The organism is Clostridiales bacterium (genome assembly GCA_030016385.1).
Taxonomy (GTDB): Bacteria; Bacillota; Clostridia; order Clostridiales; family Oxobacteraceae; genus JASEJN01.
Genome location: JASEJN010000059.1, coordinates 1 through 19,571 on the forward strand (window position 1 = coordinate 1; position 19,571 = coordinate 19,571).

Annotated in this window: 18 protein-coding genes and 5 tRNA genes; 6 read left to right on the forward strand and 17 right to left on the reverse strand. The window is 37.6% G+C overall.

Translation table 11 applies throughout. The features are described 5' to 3' along the window. The first annotated feature begins 216 nt into the window (after positions 1-216). From QME45_12025 to QME45_12045, 5 genes are all read left to right on the forward strand, one after another. Positions 217-291: transfer RNA gene (locus QME45_12025), tRNA-Glu, on the forward strand. 14 nt (positions 292-305) lie between these two features. After that, a tRNA-Phe gene (locus tag QME45_12030) sits at positions 306-381 on the forward strand. A gap of 156 nt (positions 382-537) precedes the next feature. Next, positions 538-614, forward strand: a tRNA-Ile gene (locus tag QME45_12035). Between the two features lie 10 nt (positions 615-624). Then, positions 625-700 (forward strand) — tRNA-Thr (locus QME45_12040). Between the two features lie 29 nt (positions 701-729). Then, positions 730-815: transfer RNA gene (locus QME45_12045), tRNA-Tyr, on the forward strand. A 458-nt stretch (positions 816-1,273) separates the two neighbouring features. Here QME45_12045 and QME45_12050 read toward each other — a convergent pair. The 6 genes from QME45_12050 to surE form a co-directional block, all read right to left on the reverse strand. After that, on the reverse strand, positions 1,274-3,400 hold the full coding sequence (locus QME45_12050) for a bifunctional 4-hydroxy-3-methylbut-2-enyl diphosphate reductase/30S ribosomal protein S1 (protein ID MDI6619379.1): 2,127 nt from the start codon (positions 3,398-3,400) through the stop codon (positions 1,274-1,276). A 14-nt stretch (positions 3,401-3,414) separates the two neighbouring features. Further along, positions 3,415-3,990 (reverse strand): lysophospholipid acyltransferase family protein, encoded by a 576-nt coding sequence (locus QME45_12055; GenBank protein ID MDI6619380.1) that lies wholly within the window; start codon positions 3,988-3,990, stop codon positions 3,415-3,417. 142 nt (positions 3,991-4,132) lie between these two features. After that, positions 4,133-4,795, reverse strand: a complete 663-nt coding sequence (gene cmk / locus QME45_12060) for a (d)CMP kinase (protein ID MDI6619381.1) — start codon at positions 4,793-4,795, stop codon at positions 4,133-4,135. A gap of 187 nt (positions 4,796-4,982) precedes the next feature. Then, positions 4,983-6,203 carry an NAD(P)/FAD-dependent oxidoreductase gene (locus QME45_12065; GenBank protein ID MDI6619382.1) on the reverse strand — a complete coding sequence of 407 codons (1,221 nt, stop codon included), beginning with the start codon at positions 6,201-6,203 and terminating at the stop codon, positions 4,983-4,985. A 186-nt stretch (positions 6,204-6,389) separates the two neighbouring features. Further along, entirely contained in the window at positions 6,390-7,259 is an 870-nt protein-coding gene (locus tag QME45_12070; protein ID MDI6619383.1) for a MurR/RpiR family transcriptional regulator, read from the reverse strand. Positions 7,260-7,376: 117 nt separating this feature from the next. Continuing rightward, positions 7,377-8,141: a 5'/3'-nucleotidase SurE gene (gene surE, locus QME45_12075; protein MDI6619384.1), complete on the reverse strand. Its 765-nt coding sequence runs from the start codon at positions 8,139-8,141 to the stop codon at positions 7,377-7,379. A 130-nt stretch (positions 8,142-8,271) separates the two neighbouring features. Between surE and QME45_12080 the strand changes: the two genes are divergently transcribed. Beyond that, positions 8,272-8,931 (forward strand): hypothetical protein, encoded by a 660-nt coding sequence (locus tag QME45_12080; protein ID MDI6619385.1) that lies wholly within the window; start codon positions 8,272-8,274, stop codon positions 8,929-8,931. Here the strand turns inward: QME45_12080 and QME45_12085 are convergent. The 11 genes from QME45_12085 to xerD form a co-directional block, all read right to left on the reverse strand. Further along, positions 8,885-9,622 (reverse strand): pseudouridine synthase, encoded by a 738-nt coding sequence (locus tag QME45_12085; GenBank protein MDI6619386.1) that lies wholly within the window; start codon positions 9,620-9,622, stop codon positions 8,885-8,887. The two genes, QME45_12080 and QME45_12085, sit on opposite strands and share 47 nt — an antisense overlap. Before the next feature lie 49 nt (positions 9,623-9,671). Then, positions 9,672-10,760 carry a D-alanyl-D-alanine carboxypeptidase family protein gene (locus tag QME45_12090; GenBank protein ID MDI6619387.1) on the reverse strand — a complete coding sequence of 363 codons (1,089 nt, stop codon included), beginning with the start codon at positions 10,758-10,760 and terminating at the stop codon, positions 9,672-9,674. A gap of 286 nt (positions 10,761-11,046) precedes the next feature. Continuing rightward, complete coding sequence (ytfJ, locus tag QME45_12095) at positions 11,047-11,520, reverse strand: GerW family sporulation protein (GenBank protein MDI6619388.1); 474 nt, start codon at positions 11,518-11,520, stop codon at positions 11,047-11,049. Next, positions 11,474-11,989, reverse strand: a complete 516-nt coding sequence (locus QME45_12100) for a DUF2953 domain-containing protein (protein ID MDI6619389.1) — start codon at positions 11,987-11,989, stop codon at positions 11,474-11,476. The genes ytfJ and QME45_12100 overlap by 47 nt, the downstream gene beginning before the upstream one ends. A gap of 262 nt (positions 11,990-12,251) precedes the next feature. Continuing rightward, a complete protein-coding gene (gene scpB / locus QME45_12105; GenBank protein ID MDI6619390.1) occupies positions 12,252-12,833 on the reverse strand; it encodes an SMC-Scp complex subunit ScpB in 582 nt (193 codons plus the stop codon). Positions 12,834-12,846: 13 nt separating this feature from the next. Then, complete coding sequence (locus QME45_12110) at positions 12,847-13,584, reverse strand: segregation/condensation protein A (protein MDI6619391.1); 738 nt, start codon at positions 13,582-13,584, stop codon at positions 12,847-12,849. Positions 13,585-13,847: 263 nt separating this feature from the next. After that, the gene (locus tag QME45_12115; GenBank protein ID MDI6619392.1) at positions 13,848-15,014 is read right to left on the reverse strand and encodes a D-alanyl-D-alanine carboxypeptidase family protein; all 1,167 of its coding nucleotides are present in this window, start codon (positions 15,012-15,014) and stop codon (positions 13,848-13,850) included. Positions 15,015-15,123: 109 nt separating this feature from the next. Continuing rightward, positions 15,124-16,476 carry a pyrimidine-nucleoside phosphorylase gene (locus tag QME45_12120; GenBank protein MDI6619393.1) on the reverse strand — a complete coding sequence of 451 codons (1,353 nt, stop codon included), beginning with the start codon at positions 16,474-16,476 and terminating at the stop codon, positions 15,124-15,126. Between the two features lie 16 nt (positions 16,477-16,492). Continuing rightward, entirely contained in the window at positions 16,493-17,314 is an 822-nt protein-coding gene (locus tag QME45_12125) for a purine-nucleoside phosphorylase (protein ID MDI6619394.1), read from the reverse strand. Positions 17,315-17,331: 17 nt separating this feature from the next. Continuing rightward, a complete protein-coding gene (locus QME45_12130; protein ID MDI6619395.1) occupies positions 17,332-18,153 on the reverse strand; it encodes a purine-nucleoside phosphorylase in 822 nt (273 codons plus the stop codon). 405 nt (positions 18,154-18,558) lie between these two features. Then, positions 18,559-19,443 carry a site-specific tyrosine recombinase XerD gene (gene xerD / locus QME45_12135; protein ID MDI6619396.1) on the reverse strand — a complete coding sequence of 295 codons (885 nt, stop codon included), beginning with the start codon at positions 19,441-19,443 and terminating at the stop codon, positions 18,559-18,561. Between the last annotated feature and the right edge of the window lie 128 nt (positions 19,444-19,571).

The window sequence follows — 19,571 nt, forward strand, 5'->3', positions numbered from 1 at the left end:
AAAGCTCTTGGATTATCAAGGCTGCAGGCCTTAGAACTTACAAAACTTGAATCTGCCGAATGAGTGCTCAAAATAACATAAACTCATATTGCAAATCGAAGGTATTTCTAAAAAACATATTGACTATTCGGTATTATTATTGTATATTAATATTTGCTGCTGTTAAAACCGGCATTTTAAAAATATACTTACTTTAATTTTATTTTATGTTACCATGGCCCCTTGGTCAAGTGGTTAAGACATCGCCCTTTCACGGCGGCATCATGGGTTCGAATCCCGTAGGGGTCACCACCTATGCATTATATGGCCAGATAGCTCAGTCGGTAGAGCAGAGGACTGAAAATCCTCGTGTCGATGGTTCGATTCCGTCTCTGGCCACCAGATGCAAGGCTGCAGTCCTTAGAACTTACAAAACTTGAATCTGCCGAATGAGTGTTCAAAATAACATAAGTTTAAATTACGAATTGAAGGTAAATAAAAAAATGTATTGACAGAGAGATTTATTTATTATATAATTGAGTTCGTCGTTGGAAGTGAGGGCCTTTAGCTCAGTTGGTTAGAGCAACCGGCTCATAACCGGTCGGTCCGGGGTTCGAGTCCCTGAAGGCCCACCATAATTTTTATGCTGGCTTAGCTCAATCGGTAGAGCAGCTGATTTGTAATCAGCAGGTTGAAGGTTCGAGTCCCTTAGCCAGCTCCAGGTTTTATTTTAATTTAATAATTCAATATGGAGAGATTCCCGAGTGGCTAAAGGGGGCAGACTGTAAATCTGTTAGCTGACGCTTTCGATGGTTCGAATCCATCTCTCTCCACCATATCAATATAATCCGAACCGTTCGACAATCTTTATGGGCGTTTTAATCAAAGACAAAATTAATGTCAGTTTTGATTCAATAAACAAAAGTCAAAAGATTACTTTCGATTTCGACTCACAAGGTATGTTGGGTGGGCAATATTGGGGGATTTATTATTCATCTGATAATATGCCGAAACTCGATATTAGCGCTGTCGAGTTAACCGAAGCCACAAATGAAGGCTGTTATTTTTGGCAGGAACCCGACGGGAATAACTATTATGCCACTGAACGCATTTTGAAGAACTGGTTCTTCTATTATTGGGATTATGACGGAAATAGGCATAATCTAAAGCAAAATAACAAACGGCAATCTTTCCACTGATATGCAAAATAGAAGTGCTGCAGATGCAGCACTTCTATTTTGCATAAAAAAGCGCGGTTGTGCCGCGCTTTTTTAAAGCCGTTATTTTATTCTTTCTATTTATTTGCGTTATTTTGCACAATTTCCCCTATGGTCAGATTATCTTTCTCAGGTTTCTCTGTTTGAATCTGAGCCGGCTCTGGATTTTGAGTTTTTGCCTCTTCGTCCTGCTCACCCTTATTCTCTTCCTCTGAAGCCTCTTTAATACTCAAGCTTATTTTTCTACTTTCAAGGTTTATATCCATTACCTTTACTTTTACTATATCATTCACTTTTAGAACATCCTCAACCCTGTTTATTCTCCTATCACATATCTGTGAAATGTGCACTAATCCATCTACGCCATCCTGTATCTCTACAAATGCTCCGAACGGTACAATCCTTACTACCTTGCCTTCTATTACGTCACCTACATGTACTTTTTCCTTTACAATATCCCACGGCTGCGGCAGTGTTCTCTTCAGGCTTAAAGAAATCCTTTCCTTTTCCTTATCCACCGATAATACATAAACTTCAACTATATCACCTACTTTTACGACATCGGATGGACTTTTTACCCTGGTCCATGACAGCTCCGATATATGAGCAAGCCCATCTATACAGCCAAGGTCGATAAATGCACCGAAATCAGCCAACCTGTCCACTCTGCCTTTTAATATGTCTCCCGGTTTTATGCTCTCCAGGAAAGCACTTCTCTTTTTATTGAGTTCATCCTCTACTATGGCCCTTCTCGATGCGACTATCCTGTTTTTAGCAGGTTCAAAAGTCATTATAAGCAATCTCTCTGTCTTCCCTACAAATATGGATAAATCCTTTACATATTTAACATCAAGCTGCGATGCAGGAATAAAAACGCTGTTTCCCTTAACCTTGGCTATGACTCCGCCTTTGACAGTCTGGATTATTTCACCTTCCACAGGTACTTTGCCCTTGAAACATTCTCCTATATAGTCCATGTTTTTTACAGCATCGACTCTTCTTTTCGAAAGAAGTACGTTTCCTTCTCCATCATTTATTTTAAGAATATATACGTCCAATTCATCTCCGGACTTTAATATATCCTTAGGTGAAGTTTCCTCATCTATATTCAATTCACTTTTTGGAATTATTCCGTCTGCTTTGTAGCCAATGTCAACTGTTACTTCATCATCAGTTACGTATATAACCTTACCTTTTATTATATCCCCCTCGCTAAGCCTTTTAAAAGTCTTTTCATATTCAGACATTATAGACCCTTGATCGGTTTTTTCTTCATTTCTGATGTCTTTATCCTCTCCGATGTCTTTATCCTCGCTTTTATTATTTTCTTTAACTTCTGTTTCCCCCTGTACTTTTTCTTCTCCTGTTTCTATCATTTCACTCATTTTTTCAAATGCCTCCTTTATTATCCAATCCGGTGTAGATGCTCCGGCTGTTATACCAAGCGTATTTATATTTTTCAAATTATTGGTATCTAATTGATTTATTCTCTCTATGTAAAAAGTTTTCGGACAAAATTGCCTGCAAATCTCAGCTAACTTTTTTGTATTTGAACTGTTTAAACCTCCAAGGACTATCATGGCGTCGCATTTTTGAGCAATCTCGGCAGCAGATTTCTGCCTTTGATCAGCAGCAGCACAAATAGTATTAAGTATAACCAGTTCTTTTGATATGCCAATCAGCGATGATACGATTTCCCTCCACTTAGCCGTGTTTACAGTTGTCTGCGATACAATGCATACCTTGTTGTACGTTTTTAAATCTTTTACGCATTCCAGATTACTTATAATAATTGCACTATTGTCACACCATCCATTAATACCCTGTACCTCCGGATGATCTTTATCCCCTATTATTATTATTTGATATCCATTATTGAAGTATTCTTCCACCTTTTTATGTATATGGTCAACATATGGGCATGTAGCATCCACTATATTGACTTTTTTTTCATTAAGCATGTCAATGATTTTTTTGGAAACCCCATGGGACCTTATGATTACAGTATCCCCCTCATTGAGCTCATCAATATTTGGCAGCACATTGATGCCCTTCTGTTCCAATTCCTTCACTACAATATTATTATGTATTATCGGCCCGTAAGTAAATATCCTTCCCTGTCCCGCCTTGGTTTCGGAAGCTATCGATACTGCTTTCTTGACACCGAAGCAAAAGCCGGAATGTTCCGCTACGATAATATTCAAAAAAATCCCCCCACCTATGCCAGCTCTGAAATCTCTTTCATAATTAACTGGCTTAATTTATTGATTTCGTCCATTGAAAGTTTTTTACCCGAATACTTTAAAAATGAAATAGGTTTACCAATAGTAATTTTTAATTTGCTGAACGGCTTATAGCTTCCGGTTATTTTTACAGGTATTACAGGAGTTTTGCTTTTTAAGGATATAAGCGCGACTCCGGGCTCAGCCTTCTGTAATTTCCCGTTTTCACTTCTGTGACCCTCAGGAAATATTCCAAGGCATTTGCCATTCTTTACTATTTTCAATGATGTTTTGATAGCTGATATATCAGGCGTTCCCCTTTTAACCGGAAAAGCGTAAATATTCCTCAGCACAAATGCAAAAAGTTTGTTCTTAAAGGCTTCAGCTTTTGCCATATAGTGGATTTTTCTTTTTGTATATACTCCCACAAGTATAGGATCCAGCCAGTGGATATGATTCGGGCATATAATAATGCCACCTCTTTCAGGTATGTTTTCTAAACCATCTACTTTTACTCTGTTAAAAATCAAAAAATAAATCAGAAAAATATATTTTGCTAAATAATATAACAATTTTTCACCTACCTTCTCATCATTTAGCGCCGGGTGCACTTTTTTATTTGAAGACTATTCTTCAAATAATCTTAATGCATCATTTAGCCCCGATTATTTATATATTGCAATCCTGAAAGCCTGTATGAAACATCATAATTAGCTATTGATTGCATGGCTCCTTTATATTACTTATTATTTCACTTACCACATCCTGTATGGATTTTCCCGTCGTATCGATGATAATCGAATCATCTGAAACTTTTAGAGGATTAATCTCTCTTGTAGTATCCTGTATGTCCCTGATTTTCATATCATTTAAAACATCATCATAGTTTAATCTGTAACCTTTGTTTATAAGCTCGATATAACGTCTCTTGGCCCTCTCTTCCATGGATGCCGTCAAAAAAATCTTGACATCGGCCCCCTTTAAAACATTTGTACCTATATCTCTCCCATCCATTATGACGCTTTGGTTTACCGCCATTTGCCTTTGCAGCGATACCAACTTTTCCCTGACACATTTTATGGTCGATACGTCGGATGCAGCCTTGCTGATCTTCGGAGTCCTGATTTCATCCGTCACATCTTCACCATCCAGATATATACGATCTCCTTTGATGCAAATATCAAGCTTATCGATTAAGCATTTTATACTATCGATATTACTTAAATCAATGCTGTTTCTGATAAGCTTCAATGCGGCTGCTCTATACATCGCACCTGTATCTATATAAGTTATATTTAATTTATCTGCAATTATCTTTGCTATCGTACTCTTGCCTGCGCCAGACGGACCATCTATGGCTATTGCGATTTTTTCCATACGAGTTTACCTCCGGTATCCACATTCAGCATAAATAAAAGCATAATATATTTTAAACTTCGCTTCGTAATACGTAATATGAGCTTATGCCTGATTTCAAATTACGAATTGAAGCACTTAAATAAAGCACTGAACAATGAATAATTCTATATACTTTTATAAATTCCTTTTTTTCGTCATAATCAATCTAACAATATAACCCGGCACAATAGCCTGTTGAAAAGGCTATCTGAAGATTAAATCCTCCTGTAAGAGCATCTACGTCTATCACTTCACCGGTAAAATAGAGGTTCTCTACAATCTTTGATTCCATTGTCGAAGGATCGATTTCCTTTACGGAAATGCCTCCCTCTGTAACAATCGCCTCATTAAAAGAACGTGTGCCTGTTACGGTAAGAGAAAGTCCCTTTAATAATCTTGATAAATTCAACCTCTCCTCCCTGGTTATCTGGTTTACCTCTTTGCTTCCATATATTCTGCTCAAGTCAACTATTACAGGTATCAGCTTCTGAGGAAGAAGATCATTCAATGAATTCTTGAATTCTTTTCTGGAGTACTTTCCAAAATCGCTCTGTATCCTCTTATCAAGCTGCTCCAAAGACAATGCGGGTTTCAGGTCGATTGTCACCTTGACTTCTTCTGGAAGCACATCGGTTATAAATCTGCTGGCAGATAATATAATAGGTCCTGAAATACCAAAGTGAGTAAAAAGCATTTCACCAAAATCTTTATATATTATTTTGCCCTTATGCGACACATTTATTGCCACATTTTTAAGAGACAATCCTTGAAGTCTGCTTACCCAGTCTTCTTTTGCAACTAATGGAACTAAAGAAGGCTTCAATGGCATCACGGTATGCCCGGCCGCCCTTGCAAATTTGTACCCATCTCCTGTTGATCCTGTAAGAGGATATGAAAGTCCACCGGTCGATATTATTACGGAATCCCCATAATATCTATTTTTTCCGCATATAACGCCTTTTGCCGCACCATTATCTATTATAACACCATCAACTTTTGTATTTAATAGTATTTTTACATTATATTTTTTCAAACATCTTTCAAACGCCTTTATTATATCGTTGGATTTATCAGACGATGGAAATACCCTGTTTCCCCTTTCTATTTTAAGTTTTACTCCGCAACTTTCGATAAAATCCATCAGCTGAAAATTGGAAAATGTATAAAAAACACTATATAAAAAGCTTCTATTGCTTATGACATTGTCTATTAATTCATCTATTTCGGCTGCATTGGTAAGGTTGCATCTCCCTTTCCCAGTAATAAAAAGTTTCCTCCCAAGCTTATCATTCTTCTCGATTAAAGTTACCGATTTACCATTCATGGAAGCAGATACAGCAGCCATCATACCTGATGCACCACCGCCTACGACAATAACATTTTTCACCTAATCACCTTCAAAGTTTCAACACCATATTTTATTTGTTTTCAAGAAAAAAACGCTATGGATATGGAGAACGCTTTATAATATATAACATTCCCCACATGTAGCGTTTATAGTTATCTATTGAATCACTTGCTACTCGACTGAATAAAATAAAAATGCATATTTCAGTCAGTACGGCAGATTGAATCAATCGGTATTTCTATCAGTATAGACCTTATGCTCATTCCAGATATGCTCAAGTTTTTCAAAAGAATCAAAAATCTTTGTTTTTTCTTTCAATCCTACGGCAATCAACAGCGCGTTTATAACGCTGAGGGGTGCAACAAGAGAATCTACAAAGGATGCCATATTGCTCTGTGCCAGCAGTGTATAATCAGCGTCGTTCGCAAGGGGGGAAACTAGGCTGTCTGTCAATGCTATCACCGTAGCTCCGCTACGCTTCGCATAATTCAAGGCTTCGACAGTACCGCTTGCATATCTTGGAAAGCCTATGCCTATTATAAGGTCCTTATCGCCTAACCTTAAAAGCTGTTCAAAGAGATCGCTTACACCATATGTTACAACACGCACATTATCAAGGATAAGATTAAGATAAAACCCCAAAAACTCCGCGAGGGTGGAGGAACTTCTAAGGCCGATTATGTATATTCTCCTTGCAGATAATAACTTCTCAACAATTTCATCAAAAACTTTAACATCGATTTTTTCCAACGTCGCCCGGACATTTTCCATATCTGCCTTCAGTACGCCCCTCACAACGCTTTCATCATTCATATAATCCTTGGATAATTCGATCCTCTGTACGGTGGTCAGCCTGGTTTTTATGAGTTCCTGAAGTGATTTTTGAAGTTCGGGGTATCCATCAAATCCAAGCTCATTTGCAAACCTAACCACTGTCGACTCACTTACGCCTACGCTATCGCCAAGCTTTGCGGCAGTCATAAATGCCGCTTTGTCATAATGCTTCAATATATATTCGGCAATAAGTTTTTGGCCTTTGCTGAGTTTTTGAAATTTTGCCTGTATCGATTTCATCAAATCAAAATTCTCTTCCATAAAAACATCTTTCCTTCAGTATATTAAATTTTTTCTGTTAAATATTATATAAAATTTACAATTAATAATATAATAACATTGTATCATTATGAATATTTTTATGCAACGTTTTGAAAATTAAAAATGCATATCCCACTCCTTTATTTTTTGTAAATAATCAAACCTTGTAAGCTCAAAATGCATCGGTGTAATTGAAACATAATTATTCTGAGCAGCAAATATATCCGTAGATCTTCCATTTTCAACTTTTACAACTTCACCAGCCAGCAAAAAATAAGTATTCCCGTCTGCATCCTTTTCTTCCTGGTAATTGTTCGTATATTTCATGGTCCCCAGGGTCGTAGCTAGAAATCCCTTTATGTTTTTTTCATCACAGGATGGAACATTTACATTAAGTAAAATATCTGGATTGAATTTCTGAGAAATAAATTTTTTAAAAATGCCACGGGCACAATGCGCTGCTGCCGAATAGTCCCTTTTGCAATCGCCCCTCAGAAGCGAAACCGCAATCGAAGGGATGCCGAGCAGTGCGCCTTCTATAGCTGCGGAAACCGTACCTGAGTACAAAACATCTGTTCCGAGATTTTCCCCGTCATTTATGCCGGATATTACAGCATCGATTTTCCCATCGGAAAATCTTTCATAAGCGAGTTTTACACAGTCAACAGGAGTTCCGGATATGGCATATGCGCTGCAATCCAAATCGAAGAAACTTTTTCTCTTCGCAAATAGAGGCCGTCCCATAGTTATAGAATGTGAACACGCGCTCCTTTGCCTATCCGGAGCAGATACAATGATGCTGCCCTCTTTTATAAATTCCTTTGCAAGAGCATATATACCTTCCGAATTGATACCATCGTCGTTTGTGATAAGTATATTCATAAATTTCCACCTTTCATGCAAATAATATATATGGGCTGAAATCCAATTGTCAAATGGGTTAAATATAAAGTAATATATATTATATATTATAAACACTATTTTAAAAAATTTGTAAAGGGGAAAATTAAAATTGATTCAAATAGATGATGCAGGAAGCGGAAGTTTAGTCGGGGGTACTTATATCGGGCTATTGAGAATAGAAACAGGCGAACATTATTTTGGCATAATACCCCTGAAATTTTATAATGAATGCAACTTTAAGAAGAAGCTGTATCTTCAATATGCATGTAAGATAATAGATGACGGAATCAAAAAGATTAAACTTGGAGATAGGGAAAAAGTCCAGATATGCCAGGGTTATATGTTTGATGAGGTTAGAAAATACTTAAGTATAAATAATATCGATTTCGATAGTGTTAAAATCGGAGAGCCCCTTCAAACCATTATTGAAAAAGCCTTTGAAAATTATACCATCTCCCTGGGACTTCCGGACAACTTTATAAAATATACCAAATACCCGTTTCACTTTCATAGGCTTTTGAGATGGGTTTATGCCGATTATTACAACAGAAAAAAGCTTTGCAAAACGGGATGGAAAAGCTGGCAAAAATATGGGCATTTAAATGTTGAAAAATACAGCGACATTTTATACAATAAAAACTATTACTGCCTTAAATGTGGAAGAAAAATACTGCAGGCAAGCCCTGTAAATGTAATAAAATATTTTTCAAATATGCCAAACACTATTTATATCCATAAACGCTGCCCGCAAGTTTTTTTAAACCCCTGACTTCATCCAATGTCAGATATCTAAACTTGCCCTCCTTTAAATCTCCAAGCCTTACATTCCCTACAGCCACCCTTTTTAGAGAAATAACATCATGTTTTATGGCTTTGCACATTTTCCTTATCTGCCTGTTTCTTCCCTCATGTATTATAAACCTGAGCGTTGAAGAATTATTGTCCGAATTTATTAATTCCACATTTGCAGCGGATGTCTTATACCCGTCAATTACTACGCCGTTCCTTAATTTTCTGATTTCCATGCTGTCTGGTATTCCCTTTACTTCCACTATGTACTCTTTATTGACTTCATGTCCGGGATGCATCATCTTGAATGCAAGATCCCCGTCATTTGTCAATATAAGAAGGCCTGAAGAGTTATAGTCAAGCCTTCCTACAGGGAACACCCTCTCCTTGACTCCCTTTATGAGATCGGTCACAATGGGCCTGTGAAACTGCTCCTTCAAAGATGTTATATAACCCTTCGGTTTATTAAGCATTATATAAACTTTAGAAGAAGCCTTTTTAGCTATTTTCCCTTTATACTTTACAACATCTTTTTCAATGTCGATCTTAACGCCCATATCCTTTACGACTATATCATTTACTTTGACTAACCCGTTTTTTATAAGTTCCTCGGATTTTCTCCTGGATGCTATTCCGCATTCCGCCAGATATTTCTGCAGCCTTTCTTCCATAAACGTCCACCCTTAAATCATCGTTCAACTAAAAAAATAATCGTTAGAATCACTGATTGAATTTTTTATATATATCTTCCTTGCTCTTTATAGGAATCGAATATATTATATTATCATTATAATACATTTCAAGGTGTCCGAGCTGTTGATTTTTGTAAACAGGTGCCGTTATGCTCTCGGGCAGCACTACTTTATAACTTATGCCTCTCATTTCATCATCAGATAAGGATACAGATAAACTACCTTCTATGCCTGCACATACCTTCTTCTTGTTTCCTCCCGTCACCCGTATTGTATAAGTATGTTTGGCTTCATCTACAAGCACATTTTTATTATACTTTTCTATTGCGTATCCCAGCAGTTTTTTTGAATCACCCCATCTGTTTGAGGAGTTCAATGTAACGGATATAAACCTTTTCCCGTCCTTGGTGACAGATGACACCAAACATTTACCGGCTTTTGCAGTATAGCCTGTTTTTACTCCGTCGGCACCTTCCATGCTGTATAGCATTTTATTTATATTATGGAACGACATATTGCCGTAAGGCCCTTCAACTAAAACTGCCTTAGTGGATACTATTTTGGAAAACGTTTCATTCTGCAGTGCATATCTCGTTATCAGGGCGAGATCATAGGCAGTGGTGAAATGGCCATCCGAATCCAAACCATGGGGAGTTAAATAGTGGGTATCAAAGGCTCCTATGTCGAATGCTTTGCTAGTCATCATTGAGGCGAATTGCTCCACGCTTTTGCCCACATGTTCGGCTATCGCAATGGCGCAGTCATTGCCTGACTGAAGCATTAATCCATATAAAAGCTGCTCCATGGTCATTTTCTGGCCTTCCTTCAGCCCAACTGTAGAACCTCCGACGGAACTTGCTCTCTTTGAAACTGTTACAATATCATCCAATCTGGAATTTTCAAGTGCCACTATGGCGGTCATTATTTTTGTGGTACTTGCCATAGGCACTATCATGTCGTCGCATTTACCGAATAAAACCCTTCCGGAATCATAATCCATTACCACTGCGTACCATGTATTTATGCCTGGAGTTTTAATCTGGTTCTGCTCTGCATGAACATATTTAAAAGGTAGAAACAAAGATAAAAAAACTATCAAGCATATCGTCTTCTTCAATTTGTATCACCCCATTTATTAAAACTGCAATTGCCGTGAAAACCCCTGCCATATCTTCGATTCGTAATTTGAGCCTATCATAAATAGGATTATGTTATTTTGAGCAACGAATGAGCATTATGAAAGTTTTGATAAGTTCTTGGCTTTGCCGACGCTTAAGAATCCAAGAGCTTTTGAAACTTATCTTTGCTCAGACATTCAAAGTTTCATATTACGGATTGAAGTTGCCATAGGGTACTGCGTCAAAATTTATCCTTATATATGAAATAAGCCACCTTTAAGTGGCTCATTCTTTTTCATGTTCATCAAATTCGTGAATTTCACTGTTTTTTCCCTTTTCCTTGCCCGGCACGCTGTCATTTTTGCTCTTCATCTTTTTAGCTGCCTTTTCGATGTTTTCTATTACATTTGGCACAAGATCAACCATGCGATCTACAATGCTGTTGTAGCTTACAGGCAGCAGCTTTACCTGATTGCCCCCGACTACAAGAAACGCCACAGGCTGTACAGATACCCCGGCTCCGCTTCCTCCTCCGAACGGGAACTCGCTCACGTTTTGGTCTTCCTCCCTAAGCTTTTTCCCATTGAGTTCATATTCGCCGCCCCCTGCAGCAAATCCAAAAGATACCCTTGATATAGGGATTATCACGGAGCCATCGGGAGTTTCGACAGCATCTCCAACAATTGTGTTAACGTCTATCATGTCCTTGATATTATCCATCGTAGTTTTCATCAGCCCTTGAATCGGATGTTCGTCCATTATTTCTTTCACTCCTCCGCTTAAAAAAATATGTTAAAAATATCTTGCCTAATTTAATGCCTGCTATAATAATATTAGCAATTTTAATCTTTATTATGCAGTTAAAATCAATTTCAAAAATAGGTTTAGAATAATTTGGTTTTACGGAAATATCAGCATTCTCAGGCTTAAATAAAAAGGATAAAATGTTTCCCTTTATGCCATACAGCAACCCCACGGCTATGGCAGTGATTGCTGCATCACCTGCGCCTAGTTCCGTATGCCATTTTATGTATTCCACATGTGCCTTTGATGATAAAAAAACAATTGCTTTTCTATATTTCTTATAATTCTCTGTAAGGCCTTTTAAATCTACTGTTCCTTTAAGCTTTTTGTGTCCTTTTTCAGCTTTCCCTACCTTAATTGCCGGAGCCTTTTTTTTACTCAGTATTATGTCTGCATAAGGTATTTTATATTTTAATTTTATCATGTCAAAAAGAAATGATAGATTTATTTGTATATTGTCATCTTCATTCAGCCTGTGGAAAATAAAATTAATTTTTAAATATGTCATGGAAAATAATATCAATATTGTTATTAAAATAGCTACTGCATAGATTATTCCGATCACCTCATACATTAAAAGGCTATCCTTTGATATACCAAACGCATATTAAAATCACATTCTTATTCTTGCATCTTTATATAAAAAAAATACACATAAGCACTGCTTAATTGTGTATTTTTTACAATTATTCATCATGATGAATATCTTCGATTTGAGGAAGATCGGATATATCCTTGAGAGAGAAGTATTTCAAAAACTCATCCGTGGTTTTATATATTATCGGTCTTCCCGGAGTTTCGAGCCTTCCGGCATCCTTTACCAGCTTTTTTTCAATGAGGCTCTCAATGATTTTGTCTGATTTCACACCTCTTATAGAATCTATGCTCTGCCTCGTTACAGGTTGCTTGTATGCGATTATCGCAAGTGTTTCAAGAGCCGCCCTTGACAGGCTTTGCCTGGGCTTTGGCTTGAGAAGCCTCTTTATATATTTTGCATGCTCAGGCCTTGTACACAGTTGATATTTGTCCCTGAATTCTATCACCTGTATTCCCCTTCGGTCTTTATTAAACTCCTCTATCATTTCATTTATGATATCCCTTACCTTTGATTTTTTCATCTCAAGTATGCCGGATATTTCATCAAGGCTTAAAGGCTCCCCCGAAGTAAACAAGAGCCCTTCTATTATAGCCTTTATCTCGCTTTTATCCAAGACATTCTCTTTTTCATCCCATAAAACTTGTTCATAAAAATTCAAATCATTTTCCATAAAAACAATTACCTCAATTTACTTTCTTAATAATGATATCCGAATATGCCCTTTCCTGATAAGCTGTCACATTTCTTAAACGCATAAGTTCCAGAACTGCTAAAAACGTGATTATGATTTCCATTCTGCTTGATTTTCCATTAAAAAGTCCACTGAAATATAATGTGTTAGTTAATTCCATAATATTTCTTATTTCCTTTATTTTATCCTTGACAGTATATTCATCCTGTGTAAGCACCTGCCTGAAGCGGTCATTCTGCACTGCTTTTCCGTCGCATCTCTTTAAAACATCCTCAAAGGCTTGTACTATATCATCAATAGATACATTTTTAAGTATATCGTCTTCCTCAATGTCATTTATTATTTCGGCATTTTTATAAAAAACATCGAAACGCTGTTTCTCCATCTCTTTTAATTGTTCAGATATATTTTTGTACTTTTTATATTCGAGCAGCTTTTCTACAAGTTCAAGGCGCGGGTCATCCTGACTCGCTGCCGTTTCATCATCCGCATCGTTAGCCTTTGGAAGAAGCATTTTAGACTTTATCTGAATAAGCGTTGCAGCCATCAAAATAAATTCGCTGGCATTATCCAGATCCAGATAATCCATTTTGTTTATATAATCCAAATATTGATTTGTTATTTCAGCAACAGGTATGTCATAAATGTCAACTTCCGCTTTTTCAATAAGGTCATATAAAAGATCAAAAGGGCCTTCAAAATTTTGAAGTTTAACTTTGTATTCTATCAACTGCATTCCCCACGATTTCATCTAAATAGTTTGCCGGTAATTTTCTGTAAAAACAATTCAATAAAACAATTATAGCATATAATGAAACGGGACACATATCCTCACTATACATTTACTGCAATTCGCAATTTGAAATATGGCATAAATAGGATTATGTTATTTTGAGCATTCATTCGTTGCTCAAAATAACATAGAGCTCATATTACGAATCGAAGATACATTTAGCGCCCAAACATGTGTCCCGGAAGTATAAATTTTTTTGCTTATTTGCCGGATGTTATCCATTCTCTAAAAGATTTGCCGATCAAATCGATCGAGCTGGCTTTTTTAACGGTTCCATCAGATACAATGTCCATACTGCCGATCTCTTTTCCATTCATCGATGCAATGATTTCACCGATTTTTTGACCCTTCTTGATTTCCGCACTCAGAGTCTTATTTATCCTTATTTCTTTCGTTATTTCGCTCTTGCTTCCCTTCTCGATGAGTATATTGAAATCATCCCTGGGAACCGCATTTATCGAAGGTTCTTTACCCTTTAATACTTTTACCTTGCCTATCACATCTTTCTTATCAGCAAGCTTAACATCTTCATAATTTGCAAATCCGTAGTCCATCAGCTTGCCTGCTTCTTTATTCCTTATATCGCGTGTAGGCGATGCCATTATTACTGATATAAGCCTCATGTTATTCCTTATGGCTGTTGCGGATATGCAGAATTTCGCCTCATCGGTTGAACCGGTCTTAAGGCCGTCACAGCCGTTGTACGTTCTAATCATCTTGTTTTTATTTACCATCGTGAAGGGCTTTTGTCTGCCTTCAGATATCGTCTCCATCCATATCTTTGTATAATTAAATATCTTGCTGTGCTTCAAAAGCTCTCTTGACATTATAGCTATATCGTAAGCGGATGTATAATGATTTTCTATGGGAAGGCCATTGCAGTTTGAAAAATGAGTATCGTTCATTCCCAACTGCTTTGCTCTCTCGTTCATGCTTTTTACGAAAAGTTCCTCGCTTCCCTTAAGGTATTCAGCCAATGCCACTGCGGCATCATTTGCAGACTCGACAGTCACGCCCTTTAAAAGTTCCTCAACGGTTCTTTTTTCACCGGGGGCCAGAAAAAGCTGAGTGCCACCCATCGTACATGCATAATCACTGACCGTGACCATATCGTTCAATTTTATTTTTCCTGAATCCACAGCCTCCAGTGTAAGAAGCATGGTCATTATTTTGGTTACACTTGCCGGTGGAAGCTTTTCATGGGAATTTTTCTCATACAGTATTTTCCCTGATGAAAAATCCATAAGGAGCGCCGACTTTGCATTCACATCAAAAGGAAGCTCCGTTTTAGCGGATACTCTATATGCTGTCATAGAAAACACTATTAGAAATATTAAAAACAATGATATTACCTTTTTATTTCTCACAATATCACCTCTTTTATATTCGGCTATATAAAAAGCGAAGACAATTTTATGCCCTCTAAACATAGCCTATATTTCTAATATTATTTTCCCCTCAGTATCCGCTATTATGTTATGCTATAAATGGAAATAGACCATTTTTATACTTTTCTGTTCCTTTTTCGGTAACTATGCCATATATAAGCTGCCTTTCCGGAACTTTGTCTTTGCTGATGGAAAATGAATTTTTCAATTTTTTGATGCCCTGTTTAACTATATCGGCATTACTCCCATAAATTGTAGCTATCTTTTCTCCCTTTAATACTCTGTCACCTGTTTTTTTATTCAGAACAACCCCCGCGTAAGGGTCTATGCGGCTGTCTTTTGTATTTCTTCCACAACCAAGTATGGAACAAGTTTTTGCAATTTCCAAGGCAGATATTTTCTCAATATATCCTTCACTCTGCGAATATATAGTTTCGATACATTTTGAACGGACAAGCGATCCTGCGTCCTCTATAATCTTAGGATCTCCGCCCTGTGCAGAAACGAACTGCCTGAATTTACAAAGTGCCTGTCCGCTGTCTATAGTTTGAAGAAGTTTGCCCTTTGCTTCTTTAAAATCCGTTGCTTCTTTGGCAAGAAGCAACATATGACTTCCCAAAACCAGGCATAGGTCCAGCAAATCTTCAGGACCGTTTCCTTGAAGAGTGTCTATAGCCTCCTTGACTTCAAGGGCATTACCGACAGACTTCCCAAGGGGCTGGTCCATATCGGAAACCACGGCTACAGTTTTTTTATCAAGGCTATTCCCTATATCCACCATTTCCCTTGCAAGTTCGAATGCATCGTCTTTGCATCTCATAAACGCACCGTTCCCCGTTTTTACATCCAGTACGATGGCATCCGCTCCGCAGGCTATTTTTTTGCTCATCACGCTGCTTGCGATCAGCGAAATATTATCCACAGTTCCGGTTACATCCCTCAATGCATACAGTTTCTTATCGGCAGGCACAATGTTATCTGTCTGAGAGCTTATAGCAAATCCGACTTTTTTTACATTTTCAATAAATTTTTTATCGGCCATATCTGTCGAAAGGCCATCTATGGACTCAAGTTTGTCTATTGTTCCACCTGTTAGCCCGAGGCCTCTTCCGGACATCTTAGGGACTGAAAGACCGCATGCCGATACCATGGGCAGCAGCACAAGAGTCGTTTTATCGCCGACGCCACCGGTGCTGTGTTTATCCACGAGTATTCCGCCTACTTCGCTTAAATCGAGCCTTTCGCCTGAATTAACCATGGACATCGTAAGATCGGCAGTTTCCCTTTTGTTCATTTTTTGAAAGTAAATGGCCATAAGTAGCGCTGAAGCCTGATAATCGGGTATCAGGCCCCTTGTATAATTTTGTATGAAAAAATCGATTTCTTCATTTGAAAGTTCAAGACCATTCCTCTTTTTTAATATAATATCCTTCATAAACATATTAAATTGCCTCTATTTAAATGAGCCCTATAATTTTCTCTACAAGATTTACGAACTTTGTCTTGGACCTGTTGGCGGTTTCAATGACCCTTTCGCCGTCCAGAGGTTCGAGGCCCTCGGCAATTGCCATGTCGGTAATGCATGATATTCCAAGTACGTTCATCCCGCTATGCCTTGCGGCAATAACTTCGGGAACGGTTGACATTCCGACGGCGTCGGCTCCTATCAACCTCAGCATCTTAAGTTCCGCAGGCGTTTCAAAATTAGGGCCTGAAACAGCGACATAAACTCCTTCTTTTAAATCAATTTCTAATGTCCTGGCAGCATTTTTTGCAATACCTATCAATTTTTTACTGTAAGCTTCGGACATATCGGGAAACCTCGGTCCCAGTTCATCATAATTTTTGCCTATCAGGGGATTATAACCCATAAGATTTATGTGGTCTTTTATCACCATAAGATCCCCCGGTCTGAATGAAGGATTCATGCCGCCGCTTGCATTTGAAACTATGAGGTTGTCTATTCCGAGATATTTAAATACCCTAACCGGGAATGTCACTTCTTTCATTGCATATCCCTCGTAGTAATGAAATCTTCCGCTCATGCAAAGCACATACTTCCCTGACAAATGTCCCGCAATAAGTTCACCTGCATGACCTTCTACAGTGGATACAGGAAAATTCGGTATATCGGAATATTTAACTACTTTTCTGTCCTGTATTTCATCGGCAAGCGAACCTAAGCCAGTCCCGAGAACAACAGATACATCAGGCTTTGCATTTATATATTCCTTTATGAACTCACCTGACTGTTTTATTTTTTCAATATAATCTTCCATATTTATAATCTCCCTTTTTAAACTTCATATAATAATTTTCTCAATACATATTTGAATTTATCTTTGACCATATTAGATGTTTCTATGACTTCTTCATGGCTTAAAGGTTTATTTAAAATTCCTGCAGCCATGTTTGTTATGCAGGATATGCCGCATATTTCCATACCGCAGTGTTTTGCGACTATTGCTTCGGGAACAGTGGACATGCCTACGGCATCAGCTCCTAATTTCCTGAGCATTTTTATTTCGGAAGGCGTCTCAAAGCTCGGGCCTGTAAGATATGCGTATACGCCCGATACATAATCAACTCCCCCGGATGAACATATGTCTGCAATTTTTTTATTCAAAGAGATGCTGTAACACCTTGACATATCGGGAAATCTAGGTCCGAAATCATCTAAATTCTTCCCTATAAGCGGATTTTTCATGGATAAATTTATGTGATCCTTTATTATCATAAGATCTCCGGGCTTGAATTTTAAATTTATTCCACCCGAAGCATTAGTGAGCAGAAGCTTTTTTATTCCCATCCGACTCATAACCCTTATGGGGAATGTAATATCATCCATGCCGTACCCTTCATAATAGTGAAACCTTCCCTGCATGATGAGAATATTTCTGCTGCCCGCCTTCCCTGCAATCAGTCTTCCAGCATGACCAAATACGGTGGATACGGGGAAGTTTGGTATATCCTTGTAACCTATCTTTTTTGTTTCGCTTATCTCGTCTGCAAGGTCACCCAGCCCGGATCCAAGTATTACCGAAGCATCGATATGATTCGGATAAAAATTTCTTAAAAATTCGGCAGACTCTTCTATTTTATGTATTATATCATTCATATCCTTAATGCCCCCTCTGATTTTCATCTATAGTATATATGCGATGTTTTAAGCACTCCATTTCGTTGTTTAAAACATCTGCATTTTTTTATATTGAATCTCACATTACAAATCAGCTTCGATTCGCAATATAAGTTTATGTTATTTTGAACACTCATTCGCCAGATTCAAGTTTTGTAAGTTCTAAGGCCAGCAGCCTTGAGAATCCAAGAGCTTTTGAAACTCGCCTTGTTCAAACATTCAAAAGCTCTAAGGATTCTTTGCGGCAGCAAAGCCAAGAACTTATCAAAACTTTCATAATGCTCATTCGTTGCTCAAAATAACATAATCCTATTTATGCCTGGACCTGGTTTCAAATTACGAATTGAATTACAAATCAGGCATGCTCCAACAAAATAAGGGCCGTTAAGCCCTGGGATGAGTTTTTTTATATACTTCCTTGATTTTGCTGCTTTTAAGCTGCGTGTATATTTGAGTAGATGATATATCGCAGTGCCCCAGCATCTCCTGCACGGATTTTAAATCCGCGCCGTTTTCAATGAGATGTGCGGCAAAACTATGCCTTAATGTATGAGGCGTAATATCCTTATTTATATTCGAAGATTTTGTATATTGCTTGATGATCTTCCAAAATCCCTGCCTGGTCAGCCTTTTGCCATGGAAATTAATGAAAAGCGCTTTTTCATTTTTATCTCTTATAAGGTATGACCTGTATTTATACATATACTCAGTTGCTGCCTTTAACGCCATATCGCCTACAGGTATAACCCTGTCCTTTGTTCCTTTTCCGATACACTTAAGGAATCCCATATTTAAATTTATATCGTCGATATTGAGCGATACAAGTTCGGAGACCCTTATGCCTGTCGCATATAGAAGCTCAAGCATGCATTTATCGCGGTTGCCCTTAGGATCCTTGGTATCAGGCTGGCTTAAAAGCAATTCGACCTCTTTGACAGTGAGTATCTGAGGTAATTTTTTTTCTATCTTAGGAGATTCAAGGTTATAAGTCGGGTCCTTTTCGATATATTTATTTATATTTAAATACTTGTAAAACGCCCTCAATGCCGCAAGGCTTCTTGATATAGACGAAGTAGCCCTTCCTTGTTTCTGAAGATAAATCAAATAGGCTATAATATTTGTTTTAGTAATATTAAGCAAAGGTACATTGATTTCTTTTACATACCTGAAAAACTGCTTCAAATCCCTGCCGTATGATTCGAGAGTATTTGCGCTAAGCCCCCTTTCATAATTTAAATCATACATAAATTTATCGAAAAGTTTTTCCATACCCTTATCTCCCTCTTATCAAGATAGTATATATTTCAACATACATCATGAAATTCCTCTAAATAATATTTATTAAATTAATCTGTTGTGCTAACTGATTATTTAGGGTATTAAGGAATATTATGGTA